General features: G+C 72.8%; 13 protein-coding genes. All 13 read right to left on the minus strand.

Translation table 11 applies throughout. From position 1 onward, the window contains the following. Window positions 1-5: 5 nt before the first annotated feature. The gene (locus JMJ55_RS10290; protein WP_202825442.1) at window positions 6-1886 is read right to left on the minus strand and encodes a response regulator; all 1881 of its coding nucleotides are present in this window, start codon (window positions 1884-1886) and stop codon (window positions 6-8) included. Then, window positions 1883-3640: a response regulator gene (locus JMJ55_RS31570; protein ID WP_202825443.1), complete on the minus strand. Its 1758-nt coding sequence runs from the start codon at window positions 3638-3640 to the stop codon at window positions 1883-1885. The genes JMJ55_RS10290 and JMJ55_RS31570 overlap by 4 nt, the downstream gene beginning before the upstream one ends. Beyond that, on the minus strand, window positions 3637-4695 hold the full coding sequence (gene cheB / locus JMJ55_RS10300; protein WP_456237071.1) for a chemotaxis-specific protein-glutamate methyltransferase CheB: 1059 nt from the start codon (window positions 4693-4695) through the stop codon (window positions 3637-3639). The genes JMJ55_RS31570 and cheB overlap by 4 nt, the downstream gene beginning before the upstream one ends. After that, complete coding sequence (locus JMJ55_RS10305) at window positions 4692-6899, minus strand: hybrid sensor histidine kinase/response regulator (RefSeq protein ID WP_202825444.1); 2208 nt, start codon at window positions 6897-6899, stop codon at window positions 4692-4694. The genes cheB and JMJ55_RS10305 overlap by 4 nt, the downstream gene beginning before the upstream one ends. Before the next feature lie 3 nt (window positions 6900-6902). Then, on the minus strand, window positions 6903-8564 hold the full coding sequence (locus JMJ55_RS10310; protein WP_202825445.1) for a methyl-accepting chemotaxis protein: 1662 nt from the start codon (window positions 8562-8564) through the stop codon (window positions 6903-6905). Between the two features lie 4 nt (window positions 8565-8568). Further along, a complete protein-coding gene (locus JMJ55_RS10315) occupies window positions 8569-9141 on the minus strand; it encodes a chemotaxis protein CheW (RefSeq protein ID WP_202825446.1) in 573 nt (190 codons plus the stop codon). Window positions 9142-9144: 3 nt separating this feature from the next. Continuing rightward, window positions 9145-10536 (minus strand): CheR family methyltransferase, encoded by a 1392-nt coding sequence (locus JMJ55_RS10320; RefSeq protein ID WP_202825447.1) that lies wholly within the window; start codon window positions 10534-10536, stop codon window positions 9145-9147. Next, on the minus strand, window positions 10533-11018 hold the full coding sequence (locus JMJ55_RS10325; protein WP_202825448.1) for a chemotaxis protein CheW: 486 nt from the start codon (window positions 11016-11018) through the stop codon (window positions 10533-10535). Before JMJ55_RS10325 ends, JMJ55_RS10320 begins: the two co-directional genes overlap by 4 nt. Window positions 11019-11086: 68 nt before the next feature. Beyond that, entirely contained in the window at window positions 11087-11557 is a 471-nt protein-coding gene (locus JMJ55_RS10330; RefSeq protein ID WP_202825449.1) for a DUF1178 family protein, read from the minus strand. A gap of 87 nt (window positions 11558-11644) precedes the next feature. Beyond that, window positions 11645-11902, minus strand: coding sequence for a glutaredoxin 3 (grxC, locus tag JMJ55_RS10335; protein WP_202825450.1), 258 nt, complete (start codon window positions 11900-11902; stop codon window positions 11645-11647). 57 nt (window positions 11903-11959) lie between these two features. Further along, a complete protein-coding gene (locus JMJ55_RS10340; protein WP_202825451.1) occupies window positions 11960-12190 on the minus strand; it encodes a hypothetical protein in 231 nt (76 codons plus the stop codon). Window positions 12191-12253: 63 nt separating this feature from the next. After that, window positions 12254-13006, minus strand: a complete 753-nt coding sequence (locus tag JMJ55_RS10345) for a double zinc ribbon domain-containing protein (protein WP_202825452.1) — start codon at window positions 13004-13006, stop codon at window positions 12254-12256. Further along, window positions 13003-14589: a rhodanese-like domain-containing protein gene (locus JMJ55_RS10350; protein ID WP_202825453.1), complete on the minus strand. Its 1587-nt coding sequence runs from the start codon at window positions 14587-14589 to the stop codon at window positions 13003-13005. Before JMJ55_RS10350 ends, JMJ55_RS10345 begins: the two co-directional genes overlap by 4 nt. Between the last annotated feature and the right edge of the window lie 74 nt (window positions 14590-14663).

Below are 14663 nucleotides of genomic sequence, written 5' to 3' on the forward strand. Positions count from 1 at the left end.
CCGCCCTAGGCCGGCGCACACAGCTCCGCCACCAGCCGCGCCAGTTCGGCCGGCTGGAACGGCTTGCGGATCACCGGCAGGTCCCGCGGCACCTTGTCCAGATCGGCATAGCCGGTCATCAGCAGTACCGGCACGCTCGGCCGAAGGCCGCGGGCATGATGGGCGAGCTCGACCCCGCTGACCCGCGGCATGGCGAAATCGGTGATCAGCAGCTCGACGGGTTCGCTGGCCAGCAGCCGCAGGGCGCTGTCGGCATCGCCGGCCTCGATCGTCTCATGGCCCATTTCGCGCAGGATGGCGCTGGTGACCTCGCGCACATCGGCCTCGTCATCGGCGACGAGGATGCGCACCGGGTGGTCCGCATGCGGCACCGTGCCGGACTCGGCCTCCGGTGCCGGCGCATCGGCCGGGCTGGACCGCGGCAGGGTCAGCTCGACCGTGGTCCCCTCCCCCAATCGGGAGGCAATGCGGATCGCCCCCCCCGATTGCTGCGCCATGCCATGCGCCATGGACAGGCCGAGCCCGGTGCCCGAGCCGACCTCCTTGGTGGTGAAGAAAGGTTCGAAGACCCGGCTCAGCACCTCCGGCGGAATGCCGGAGCCGGTGTCCCGGACCGAGACCACCACGTAATCCCCGGCGGGGAGCTCCGGATCCTCCCCGGCCGCGATCCGCAGGTTGCGGGTGGCGATCACGACGGTGCCGCCGCCGCCCATCGCATCCCGAGCATTCACGCAAAGGTTGAGGACGACGAGCTCGAGCTGGTCCGGATCGATCTTGGCCGGCCAGAGATCGGGATCGAGCTGCTGTTCCAGTTGCACGCCGCCGCCGAGGCTGCGGGCCAGAAGGTCGCCCATGCCGGCCAGCAGCTGGTTGATGCTGGTCGGGCGGAGCATCAGGCTGCGCTGCCGGCTGAAGCTCAGCAGCCGCTGCGTCAGCGATGCGCCGCGCTCCGCCGCCGCCAGCGCCACGCCGAGCAGCCGGGCCGAGCGCGCGGGATCGATGCCCGGCTGGGTCGCGATGCGCAGGCTGCCGATGATGGCCGTCAGCAGGTTGTTGAAATCATGCGCGACGCCGCCCGCCAGCGTCCCCAGCGCCTGCATCTTGTCGGCTTGGCGCAGCCGCGCCTCCAGCCGGCGCGCCTCGGTCACCTCGCGCTCGATGGTGGCAAGCCATTCGATGCGGCCGTCGCGCCCGGGGATCGGGATGCGGCTGACCTCGAAATGCCGGCTCTCGGGGCCGTCGCCGCCCCGTTCGATACTGGTGACGCCGGGCTGGCCCTCGCGCCGCGCCGCCTCATCCGCCGCCGCCAGCGCCGCCGCCCCATCCGCGGCCAGGAATTCCTCCTCGCGCCGGCCGAGGCAGGCGGCGACATCCACCCCGAGCGAGGCGGCCTTCACCGCGTTCAGCCGGATGAAACGGCCGTCACGGTCTTTGAAGGACAGCGCGTCCTGCGAATGCTCCAGCAGCCCGCGCAGCAGGCGCTGCTCGGTCTCCAGCGCGCGGGCGAGGCGATAGCGCTCCCGCGCGCCGGCGACCATGCCGCGCAGCGCCGCCGGGTCCCAGGGCTTCGGCGAATAGCCGGCGATGCGGCCATTATTGATGGCCCGGACCACCGCCTCCAGATCGGCATAGCCGGTCAGCAGCAGCGCCTCCGCGGCCGAGACGCGGCGCGCCTCGGCCAGGAAGGCATCGCCGTTCATTCCCGGCATGCGCTGGTCGGAGATGATCACCGCGATATGCGGGTCGCTGCGCAACAGCTCGAGCGCTTCCGCCGGCGAATGGGCGGCGAGCACGACATGGTCCTCTTCGAGGAGATCCTCCAGCGCGATCAGGATCTCCGGCTCGTCATCGACGACCAGGACCTTCTCCGGGGCCATGCCGCTCATGCCGCCGTACTCTCCTGCGGCCGGCGCAACGGCACGGCAATGGTGAAGCGCGCGCCGCCCAGCGGCGCCTGGTCCACTGCGATCGTCCCCTCATGGCTGCGGACGACGCTATAGGCGATGGACAGGCCGAGGCCGGTTCCGGCGCCGACCGGCTTGGTGGTGAAGAAGGGCTCGAAGACCCGCTCGCGCAGCTCCGCCGGCACGCCCGGCCCGGAATCGGCGATCTCGATGACGTAGCGGTCGGCATCGCTGCGCGTCGCGATCGCGATCGTGCCGGCGCCCTCGATGGCATCCAGGGAATTGCCGATGATGTTCATGACCACTTGGTTCAGCAGCGCGGGCGAGCAGTGCAGCAGCCGCCCGGCGCGATAGTCCCGCGTCACGGTGATCCGGTCGCCGATCTTGTTGCCGAGCAGCGTGAGGACCGTCTCCACCGCTTCCGGCACATCCACATCCTGGAAGCCGCCATCATCGAGGCGGGAGAAGCGGCGGAGCTTGAGCACGAGATCCTGGATGCGCTGCAGGCCGAGTGTGGTCGAGCGGATGCGCTCGCGGCACTTGCCGAGCGTCGCCGCGGCCTCGGGCCGGTCCTGCACCGCCGGCTCCAGCCGGCCGAGCAGGCGCTCCGCCGTGCCCTGATGCGCCAGAATGAAGGCGAGCGGGTTGTTGATCTCATGTGCGATGCCGGCAACCAGTTCGCCGAGCGAGGCCAGCTTGGCGGCCTGCACCAGCTGCGCCTGCGCCTCAACGATCTGGCGGTTCTTCGCCGCCAGCTCGGCATTGGCCTGGGCCAGCGCCTCGGCGAGCGAGGCCCTGGCCGCCGCCGCCGCGGCTTCCGCCCGGGCCCGGGCGACCTCCAGGGCGTGCTGCCGCGTCTCCGCCTCCAGGCGGCGGTTCTCGTCCTGCAGCAGCTTGCGCCGGGCGATGGCGCGGATGCGCACGCCGAGCACATCGGCGCCGGCCGTGGCGGGCAGCAGGTCGTCCGCCCCAGCCTCGAAGGCCTCGGCCAGCAGCGCGCGGGGCGGCGGGTCGTCGCCGCCGATCGCCGCGATCTGGAAGAAGGGCGCCTCGCCGCCCGAGGGGCCGGTACCGCTGCGCAGCGCGGCCAGGCGGCGGCAGAGCTCGAAGCCGTCGAAGCCGGCGCCCATCACCCGCACCAGCACGCAATCCCAGGCGGCCTCGCTGCCGCCGATGGCGGCAAGCGCCTCCGCCGGCCCGGCCGCCATCTCCACCGCATAGCCACTGTCGGACAGCAGCCGGGCAAGCCAGAGCCGGGAGGTCGCGCTGTCATCCACCACCAGCAGCCGGGCCCGGCGCAGGGCGGTGAATGCGCCGGCCTCCCCGGCTGCCTCCCCCGCCGGGGCGGGCCGGCCACGCAGCAGGGCGCGGACCCGCAGCAGCAGCAGGTCCAGCCCGGCCGATTTCGGCACATAGGCATCGGCGCCGCTTTCCAGCCCCTGCCGCTCCAGCCCCTGCTCGCGCCCCTCGGTCAGCATCAGCACCGGCACGCGGCGGGTGCGGGTGTTCAGCTTCACCTGGCGCGACAGCTCGTCGCCATTCATCCCCGGCAGGTGGTAGTCGGCGATGATCAGGTCGGGCAGCGCGCCGTTCAGGGCCTCGAGCGCGGCCTCGGCGCTGGCCGCGCGCGCCACCTCGAAGCCGCCGCCTTCCAGCAGCCGGCGGACCTGCAGCGCCTGGGTGTCGGAATCCTCTACGACCAGGATCCGCGCGGCGGGCTCGGTGGTGGCGCTCATCCCGCGGGTCTCCCGCCCTGCACCAGGCGCAGCACGCGCGGCGCGATCAGCGGCAGGGGCAGGGACAGGCTGGACCCACCCAGGCGCACCGCCGCGGCCGGCATGCCGAAGACCACGGCCGTGCTCTCATCCTCCGTGATGGTCAATCCCCCTTGCCGGCGCAGCGCAACCAGGCCGCGGGCGCCGTCCTCACCCATTCCGGTCAGTATGATCCCGGAACCGCTGGAACCATAGACCTCGGCGATGGAATGGAACATGGCCGTGGCCGCCGGGCGCTGCCCGCCCACGGGCGGGTCGCGCGTCAGTCGCAAGGTCCGGTCCGGGCCGATGCGGAGATGCTGGTCCCCCGGCGCCACATGGACCCGCCCCGGCTGCGGTACCTCGCCTTCCTGGGCCAGCGCGACCTTCGGCGGCACCACCCCGTCGAGCCAGGCGGCGAAGCCTTCCATGAAGGCGGCGCCCATATGCTGGACCAGAAGGATCGGCACCGGGAAATCCGCCGGCAGCGCGCCGAGCAGCTTCGCCAGGGCCTGCGGCCCGCCGGTCGAGGCCGCGATGCCGATCAGCGCCGGCCGGTCCGGCAGGGCGAGCGGCGGGCCCGGCGGCCGCGGCGACAGGCGGGTGCCGATATCGCGGCGGCGGATCAGCGGCACATCGCTCATGATGAAGAGCTGGGTGCAGATATGGTCCGCCAGCGCATCATAGCCGGCGGTCGCCACGCCCACCGGCTTCTCCACCACCGACAGGGCCCCAGCCCGCAGCGCGTTCATCGAGATGCGGAGCGAGTCGTCCTCGACGCTGTCGGCGATCACGACGATGGGCGTCGGCTGCTCCGCCATGATCCGGCGCGTCGCCTCGAGCCCGTCCATGCCGGGCAGGCGGATATCCATGGAGATGACATCGGGCTTCACCCGCGGCAGCTCCTGCAGCGCCTCCTCGGCCGAGCCGACCGCGGCCACCAGCGCGAGGCGCGGGTCGCGCGCGACGATATGGGCCAGCAGGTGCCGCACCACCGCCGAATCCTCGACGATCATGACCCGGACCGGCGCCTTCACAGCATCTGCCCGATCGTCGCCAGCAGCTCGCGCTGGTCGAATTTCTGCTTGGTCACATAGGCGCCGGCGCCGAGATCGAGGCCGCGCCGGATATCGGCAGGATCGGCGCGGGAGGTCATCAGGATGACCGGGATCGGCGCCAACCGTGGGTCAGTCTTCATCGCCTGCAACAGGGCGAAGCCGTCCATCCGTGGCATCTCGACATCCGCCACCACCAGATCGACGGCCGCCCCGGCGCCACGCAGCACGCCGAGCGCATCCACCCCGTCCACGCTCAGCAGCACGCGGTAGCCCTGGGCTTCGAGGATGCTCCGCTCCAGCGTGCGGGTGGTGATGGAATCATCGACCACCAGGATGGTCCGCTGCGGCGGCGCGGCCGTGGCAGGCACGGCGAGGCCGACGCCGCTCGCCGCCAGCCGGCTCTCGTCGCGCAGCCAGCGGTCGAGCAGCCCATCGGGATTCAGCACCAGCACGGGCGTGTCGTCATCCAGCAGGGTGCCGCCGGCGACCAGCGCCGCATCCATCCCCGGCGTGTCGAGATCGCCCACCGGCAGGGTGCGGACGTCGCGGCAGGCCTCCACCGCGAGGGCGCAATGGCGGTTGCCGCGCCGGAGCAGGACGAGCTGGACATGGCCGGCAACAACCGGAAGCGCAGAGGCATGGAATCCCAACAGGGTAGACAGGGCGAGGACGGGGGCCACAACGTCGCCACCCCGCCCCGCGATCCGTATCACCGGCTGGCCTTCCACCTGATCCAGCGCATCGGTCCGCAGCCGGATCAGTCGGTCCACGCCATGGCCCGGCAGCGCCAGGGTCTCGCCGCCCGCCTCCAGCAGCAGCAGGGTCTGCAGCGAGGCGGAGAAGGGCACCGCGATCTCGATCTCCGCCCCATGCGGCCGGCGCGGCCGCAGCACGGCGCTGCCGCGCAGCCGGCGGGCTGCCTCGGCGACCACCGAGAGCCCCATGCCGCGGCCGGACAGCCGGTCCACCGCCGCGGCGGTGGAGAAGCCTGGCTCGAAGACGAGGCGCAGGAGCTGGTCGGACGGCGGCGGGGGCTCCCCGGGGGGGCGCGGCGCCAGCAGGCCGCGGCTGGCCGCCACCGCCTCGATCCGGGCCAGGTCCGGCCCGCGGCCATCGTCATGGACGGTCACCACCAGCCGCCCGCCGGAAGGGGCGAGGCGCAGCCCGACCTCGGCCTGGGGCGGCTTGCCCCGGGCGGCGCGCTCCGCCGGCGGCTCCACGCCATGGCTGATGGCGTTGCGCAGCATGTGCAGGACCGGGTCCTTGAGTGCCTGCAACACCCGCCGCTCGGCCTGTAGCTCGAGCCCTTCCAGGCGCACCGTGACCTCGCGCCCCTCCTCGCGGGCGATGTCGCGGGCCATGCGGCCGAGCGGCCCGAGCACCTCGGAAGCCGGGACCAGGGAGAGCTGCGCGGTTGCCTCCCGCACCTGCTGCGCCGCCTGGCCGAGGCTCCAGCCCGCCCCGCGCTGGCCGCGCGCCAGGGCGGCGGTCCGCCTCTCCAGGGCGCGCAGTGCCTGCTCGAAACCGGCCAGGCCGGAGGCGAGCCCATCGGCGCCGGGCAGCGCCCCGAGCCGGCGCCGCAGTTCCTCCCATTGCCGGCCCAGCGCCTGCGCATCGGACTGGACGCCGCGCAGCCGGCCCGTCACCGTCTCCTGCCGGCCATACTCGGTGGCGAGCAGATGCACCGCATCGGAGAGGCGGTCCACCTGCCCGGCGGTGATGCGGAGATATTCGGCCGGCGCGCCGGCCACCGGGGGCGGCTCGGCCGGCGCCACGGCGGGGGCGGGCGGCGGGGGCGGCGCCTCCGCCGGCGCGCCCAGCAGCCGGTCGAGGCCGGCAAGGGCCTCCTGCGCTGGCGGCCCGGCCGCATCCCCCGGCGCGGCGGATTGCGCCTCGATGGCATCGAGCGCCCGCTGCACGGCATCGATCGTCGCCCCATCGAGAGCCCGCCCGCCCGCCTCCACCGCGGCAAACAGTGTCTCCAGCCGGTGCGCGATCGCCTCGACCACGGGCAGGTCCACCGCCCGGCCCGCGCCCTTCAGCGTATGGGCCCGGCGGAAGGCGTCGCGCAGCTCCGGCCGCTGCCCGGCGGAGGCGCCCTCCAGCACCGCACGGATCGCCGCCAGGTGTTCCTTCAGCTCGGCCGCGAAGACCGCAAGGAGCTCCTGGCGGAAATCGGACATGGCCTAGAGCCGGTAGCGATCGGCGAAGGTGACGAGCTGCTGCGCGAGCCCGGCCAGGTTGCCGGCCGCGCTGTCCAGCTGGCGCGTGCTGACCGCGGTCTGCTGGCTCGCCTGGCGGATATTCTGCAGGGCGGTCATCACCTGCTCGATCCCCAGCTGCTGCTGGTTGGTCGAGGCGATGATCTGCTGGAAGGTGTGCACGCCTTCCTGCACCCGGCTGGTGATCTCATTGATGGTCGCCAGCGTCGTATCCGTGCGCTCCTTGCCGGCCGCCACGCGCTTCACCGCCTCCTCGGTCAGCATGACGGAGGAATTGATGCCGCGCTGGATGTCGCCGAGGATGGAGCGGACCTGGCCGGTGGCGTCCTTCGCCTGGTCGGCCAGCGTCTTCATCTCGGCCGCCACCACGGCGAAGCTGCGGCCATGCTCGCCTGCCGCCGCCGCCTCCAGCGCCGCATTGAGCGCGAGGAGATGCGAGCGTTCGCTGATGTCGTTGACGGTGCTGATGATGTCGCCGATCGCCTGGGTCTTCTCGCTCAGCGCGACGATATTGCCGGCCACCGCCTCGGCCTGCTCGCGGATCGCGTCCATGGCGCGGGAGGTGTCGCCCACCGCGCGCACGCCGGCGGCGGAGGTCTGCGCCGTGGCCTGGGCCGAGGCGATGACCTCCTGCGCCCGCTTGCCGACCTGCGCCCCGGCATGGGTGATCTCGTCCACCGTCGCCGCGGTCTCCTGCACCGCGGCCAGCTGCTCCTCGACGCTCGCCGCCTGCTGCTGGGTGGAGGCGCGGATCTCGGCCGCCGCGGCATTCAGGTTCTCGGTCGCCGCATGGCTCTGCTTGGCGAGCTGGCGTAGCCCTTCCACCGTGCTGTTGAGGGTGGCGCCGAGCCGGGCGAATTCGTCGCGGCCGCTGCTGGGCGCGGTGCCGGTCAGGTCGCCGCGGCCGATGCCTTCCAGGAAGTCCATGAACACGCCGATCGGCCGTGTGATCGAACGCCGGGTCAGGACCACCGCCACGATCGCCAGCAGCAGCGCGCCGCCGAGCAGGATCAGCACCGAGAGCTGGCTGCCATTGTAGAAGCTGTTGATCCGTTCCTGCCCGATGCGGATGGCCCGGTCCAGCGCCTGGTCCATCTGCTGCATCGCGCGCTCGAACTCCTCGTTCAGCGCCGTCAGCGGCTCTCCGGCGGAGACGATGCCGGTGGCATCGCCGGTGCGGACCGCCTGGAATTGCAGGTTGCTCTGGCTGATGATCTGCCGGACCACCGCCACGGCCTGGTTGACCGATTGCGCCACGTCACGCCAGGCGACCATCCGGTCGGGCGACAGGGCCACCGCCTCGCGCCGCTGCATCGCGGCCAGCAGCTCGTTCAACGAAGCCTCGGTCTGCGTCGCCACGCTGCGCCAGGTTGCGATCAGGGGCGTGACGGCAGCCTCGTTCCCCCCGGTCAGACTGCGGATCACCACGGCCGCCCGCGCTTCCCGCATGTGGTACTGGTTGTCCCGCGCCGTCTGGATCTGGCGCAGGGCGGCGATGTCGCGGCTGAGGATGGTCTCGGTGGTGGTTCGCACCGCATCCATCTGCTGCAGCGAATAGAAGCCGAGAATGCCCGTCAGCAGGATGATGGAGGCGAAGCCCAGCAGCACACGATTTCCGATCGACACGCGGTCAGGCTCCGGTCTGGGAGGAATCGAGCAGGGGGCCCAGCAACAGGCCGGGATCGAGCAGGCCTAGCAGCACCGCCGATTCGGCCAGGCTGCCGGCCGGGGCCAGCGCATAGCCGGTCACGGCGGCGGCGCCCATCCCCCGGTGCGGACGGTCGGCGACGGGGCTCGCGGCGACGACGCCGGCCACATGCTCCACCCGCAGCAGCAGGCGGCGCGGCAGGTGGCGGAGGCGCAGGAGGTGGCCGGTCAGGCCACCCGCCGCCGGCGCTTCCCCGAGGCCAAGCGCTGCGGCGAGATCGACCACGCTCCAGAGCCGCCCGGCCAGGCCGCTGACGCCGATGACCGGCGCGGTGGCGCCGGGGACGGCCACGCAGGCCCGGGCGGGCAGGATCTCCGCGATGGCATCGAGGCTGAGCGCGTAGGTATCGCCGCCGCAGGTGCAGGCCAGCACCTGCGCGGTGGCGAGGGGGGCCGGCGCGCCACGCTGCGGCGCGGCCAGCAGGGCGGTGCGGGCATCGAGGATGCGCTCCGCCTGCGCCGCGCTAGGGCCGGCTGCGGGATGGCGGCTCGGCATGCCTCAGCTCCTGCCGCTGGCCAATTGCAGCCGGGCGAGGTCGCGGAAGGCGGCGGCCGTCAGCCCATCGCCCTCCCGCAGCGGCGCCGCATCGGGCAGGCCGCGGGCGATGCTGAGCGCATTGCCGATGGCGCGATGCGCCTTGGCGGGATCGCCACCCTTCAGCAGCAGCAGGCCGAGCTGGTAATGCGCCATGACGAACCCTGTATCGAGATAGATCGCCCGGCGGAAGGCTCCTTCGGCCTCCGCCCGGTCCCCGCGCCCCCAGGCCAGCAGCCCGGCATAGAAATGCAGCTCCGCCGCCATGGGCTCGGCGGCCAGCCCCTGCCGGCAGAGCGTGGCGGCCCGCTCCGGCTCGCCATGATTGGCGAGGGCGCGCAGCTCCGCCAGCAGCTCCGACGGATCGGGCCGCGGCGCCGGGGCCGGCGGCGGGGCGACGGGTTTCGGGACGGGCCGGGCCTCCACCACCGGGGCCGGCACCGGCGGGGGCGGCATCGGGGACACGGGTGGCGGCGTGAAGACCGGCGCGACCACCTCGATGGTGGCGGAGCGGGGGCGATAGGCGACCGTCCCGGGCAATTCCGTCAGCCGCAGGAATTGCGTGAAGGCAGGGTTGGGCTCGGCATGGCCCAGCAGCATCCAGCCCTCCGGCGCCAGCCGCTGCCCGAGCGCGCGGACGATCTCCGTCACCGTCTCCGGATGGAAATAGATCAGGACGTTCCGGCACAGGATCAGGTCGAAATCGCTGAATGTCAGCGGCGCCGTGCCATCCAGCAGGGATTGCAGGTTCTGCCGATCGAACCGCACCAGCGCCCGGTGCTTCGGCCGCAGCCGCCAGAGCTTGCCGTCAGCGCTCGGCAGGAAATCCTCCGCCCGCTCGGCCGGGGGAATGGAGCGTAAGGCCCAGGCGCCGTATTCGGCGCGGCGTGCGGCCTCGAGGAAGGCCTGGTTGATATCCGTGCCGATGATGCTGATGCGCCACTGGCCGATGGCCTCGCCCAGCAGCTGGCGCAGCAGGATGGCGACGGAATGCGGCTCGGCCCCGGTGGCACAGCCGGCGCTCCAGATGCGGATCCGGCGCTGATCCCGGTTGGCGGCGATGATCGCCGGCAGGATGGTGTGGCGGAGCGCGGCGAATTGCTCGGCGTAGCGGAAGAAGAAGGTCTCGCCGATGGTGATCTCGGCTTCCAGCGCCGCCCATTCGGCCTCGCCCTGCACCGGGTCGGCGAGCCGCGCCAGATAGGCCTCACTGTCATCGAGCCCGGTCGTCCGGAAGCGGCGCGCCAGCCGTTCCCAGAGCAGCGCGTCCTTGTCCTCGTAGTAGAAATGCCCGGTCCGCCGGATCACTGCCTGCTTCAGGCGCCCGAAGGCCGCGGCCGATCGGGCGGGACTCATGCGGGCTGCGCTCTCCAACCCTCCAGCCGCGCCTCGGCCGCGGCGCGGAGGCCGAGCAGGGCCTGCCGTTCCTCCTCCAGCAACAGGCGGTCCACTGCGATCAGATGGACGAAGCCGCCGGCCAGCTCGAACTCGGCTTCGACGCAGCCATTCAGCGTAGCCTTGTCCGCGACCGGGCGCAGCCTCTCCGGCGCGAAGGACACCAGGTCCTGCACGCGGGTGACGAGCAGGGCGACGGGCGTGGCGCGCAGCAGAATCAGGTGCCGGTAGAGGCCGGCGCCCGGGTCATCCTCACCATCAGGGAGGCCGAACAGGCGGGCCAAGTCCAGCACCGGCACCGCCTCCCCCGCCAGATTCAGGAAGCCGGCCACCGGCGCGGGCTGTGTGGGCGCCCGCCAGAGCCGCGGCAGCGGCAGCAATTCCCGGACATCGGCATGGCGGATGGCGCAGCGGAGTCCGGCGAGGGTGAAGACGACCAGCATGCAACGCGCACTCGCGGATGGCCCGCCGGTCTAGCAGAGGGCCCGGCAGGCGGCCACCGGTGCCGCGATCAATCTGCCAGCGGTACCCAGGGAATCCGCGCCACCTCGATCCCCTCGTCGCGCAGGGCCTCGGCCTCCGCCTCGGAGGCCTCGCCATAGATCCCGCCGCGCTCGCTCTCGCCGCGATGGATGCGCCGCGCCTCCTCGGCGAAGTCGCGGCCGACATAGTCGCATTTCTTCTCGATCTCGGACCGCATCCGCTGCAGCAGCGCGACCAGCTGGGCCGGCACGGGGCCGGAGACGGCCTGGGCGGGCGGCGCCTCGGCTGGGGGCACAGCGGGCGCCGGCACTTCGGCCTTCGGGCGGCTGCGGCTCTTCTTCGGGATGGCCGGCGCCATCAGCTGCTTCGCGACATCCTTCGAGCCGCAGACCGGGCATTCGACGAAGCCCGCCCGAGCCTGACTCTCGAAGGCTTCGCTGTCCTTGAACCAGCTGTCGAAGGCATGGCCTGCGCCGCAGCGCAGATCGTAGTGGATCATCCCTGCTCGTCCCGGGGGCCTAGAACCGTTCCGTCATATAAGGATGGCGCTCAAGCCTTGCGAGTGCCAATCCCTTGCGGCGGCGATTCAGGCAGCGAGCAGCGCGTCCAGCTTGCCGGCGCGGTCCAGCGCGGTCAGGTCGTCCGAGCCGCCGATGGCCTCCCCGTTGATGAAGATCTGCGGCACGGTGGACCGGCCGCCCGAGCGGGCGATGGCGTCCTTCCGGGCTTGGGAGCCGCTGGGGGCGTCGATCTCCTCGAACGCCACGCCTTTCTTCGAGAGCAGCGCCTTGGCGCGCTCGCAATAGGGGCAGAAGAGGATGGTGTAGATCTGGACCTGGGCCATGGCGGAGAGCTTGGCAGCCGCCCGGCCCGGGTCAAGGGCCCGGGCCGAGGCGCGGGCTCACAGCGCCGGCAGCACCGAAAGGCCGACCAGGGCGGTGAGGGCGAAGACCAGGCCCAGCGCCATTAGGAAGCCGCGCAGATCCCCCACCTCGATCGCCTGCGCGGGCGCCGGCGGCGGCACCGGGGCCGGCAGCGGTGTGGTCATTAGGCGGGAGGTGCTTGGCTTGGGCGGGATGGCGATGAGGGATTCCCGCAAGGGCGTCTTCGGGGCGATCTGGGGCTCGGGCATCCTGCCGCATCCTTCCATCCTGGGGGTGCGGCGGCAGCATGGCGCAGAGGAGTAAAGGCCCGGTTAGCGCCCCTCCAGCCGCGGATCCGGCACCCGCGCCGCCGCGAGGACGGAGACGGATGCGGCGCCGCCCGCCAGCAGCACCCGGGCGCAGCCCTCGGCGGTGGCGCCGGAGGTCATGACGTCATCGACCAGCAGCACATGCCGCCCGGCGATGCGCCGGGCCGCGCCACGGCTGAGGGCGAAGGCCCCCTCCAGCGCCGCCGCCCGTTCCGCCGCCCCCATATGCCCGAGGGAGGGGGTCGGCCGGCAGCGGCGCAGCAGGGCCGGGGCGTGCGGCCGCCCGGCGATCCGCGCCAGCCGGGCCGAGAGCAGCGCCGCCTGGTTGTAGCGCCGCGCCACCAGCCGCCGCCAATGCAGCGGCACCGGCGCCAGCAGGTCGGCCCGTTCCAGCAACTCGGCGCCGGCGCGGGCCATCTGCCGCGCCAGGGGCCCGGCCAGCTCGGTCCGGTCGGCATGCTTGAAGGGCAGGATCAGCCGCTGCGCCCCGGCATCGTAGCGCAGCGCCGCACGGGCAGCACCGAAGGCCGGTGGCCGCGCCTCGCAGGATGGGCAGACGGGCCCGATCCCGGCATGCGGGAAGGGCACGCCGCAGTGCTCGCAGAGCGGGGCGGTGACGAAGGACAGGCTGCCGAAGCAGGTGGCGCAGAGCGCGCCCTGCCGGTCCACCTCCGCCTCGCAGGTCAGGCAATGCGGCGGCAGCAGCACATCCAGCAGCCCGGTCCCGAGCCGGCCGAGCCGCGCCGCGAGGCTCACATCACCCCGAAGCGGGCATCGCCGTCGCGCGCCACCTCATGCACCAGGTCGATCTCCCAGGAGAGGTATTCGCGCATCGCCTCCTCTACCCCCTCGTTCCGGTCATAGGGACGGAGATAGGTGTCGATGCAATCGGCATCCTCCGGGTTGCGGCGGTCGCGGGCGAGCGGCAGCCCGGCCGCCCGCCAGGCGCCGAGGCCGCCGGCCAGCAGCCGCACCGGCGCCGCGACCAGCCCTTGCAGCTCCGGCACCGCGAGCCGGGCCAGCGCCTCCTCGGCCCCTGCGACCACCACCGGCCGGTCGGCCTGGAGGCGGGGCGCCAGCCGGGCCAGACGGGTGCGGACACCCCAGAGCGCGCCGGGGATATGCGCCTCGCGGAAATCGATGGAGCGGGAGAGCTGCACCACCTGCGCCCCGCCCTCGGCCAGCAGGGCCGAGAGCTCGGCCGGCGCGACGGTCACCGGGCGGAGGGCATCGGCCTCCGGGCAGCGGGGCTGCCAGGCGCCCTCCTCCAGCCGGCCGGAGAGCCCGTCCTCCAGCACATAGACCTCCCATTGGCCGAGCTGGCGCAGCCAGCCGCCGGTCATCCGCGCCCTGACGCCGGTGTCGTCCACCAGCACGATCCGCGCGCCGCGCACCGCGACCCACTGGTCCGTCGCCTGCACCAGCTGCCCGCCCGGCGCGCTGCGGCTGCCGACCAGATGCCCCGCCGCATACTCGGCCGGGTCCCGCACATCGAGGAGGTATGTGGTCCGCCCCCCATCCGCGAGCAGCCGGTCAAGCCCCGCCCGGTCGATCGTCTTCACTCCCGACCGCTCGGCGAAGGCCCGGGCGCGGTCGAGCGCGACCGGCAGGCTGCCTGGCGTGCCGGCGGGGTAGCTGGCGGTCTTGCCGGTCTCGCAGGCGAAGCCGGCCAATTCCCAGCCCATGGTGCCGTTGCGCAGCGCCACCACCTTGTTCGGCAGGCCGGCGCTGCGCAGGCTCTCGGCGCCCATGATGCTGCGGGTGCGGCCGGCGCAATTCACCACGATGGTGGTGCTCGGGTCCGGGGCGATCTCGCCGATCCGGTAGACCAGCTCGCCGCCCGGCACGTCGATGGCGCCGGGGATCGACATGCGGCGGAACTCGTCCATCGGCCGGCTGTCGAGGATGATCATGTCCTGCCCCGACTCGCGCATCGCCGCCAGCTCGGCCGGGTCGATGGAGGGGGTGTGGTAGTGGTGCTCCACCCATTCGCCGAAGGCCTTGGAGGGCACGTTCACGCCGGAGAAGAGGACATAGCCCGCCGCCGCCCAGGCCGGCGTCCCGCCCTCCAGCACCGCGACATCGGTGCAGCCGATCCCTTCCAGGTAAGCGGCCAGCCGCTCGGCCAGGCCACCTTCCCCGCCATCGACGCAGGCGATCCGGGTGCCGAAGCGCGGCAGGATGGCCCGCGCCCGCAGCTCGGCGCGCGAGAGGCCGCAGGGATTGGCCCAGAACAGGTGGGAGCGGCCGAATTCGCCATCCTCCCGCGCATCGAGGATCGCCAACTCCTGCCCATCCGAGATCCAGGATTTGAGGGTGGCGGCACTGATTCGCTGCATGGGGGCGTCCCTTCTTTCCGGCCAGGGTATGGCGGGCAGGTGTGGACAGCAACTCGGCCCGGCGGCAAATGACG

Source organism: Belnapia mucosa (assembly GCF_016775475.1).
Lineage (GTDB): Bacteria > Pseudomonadota > Alphaproteobacteria > Acetobacterales > Acetobacteraceae > Belnapia > Belnapia mucosa.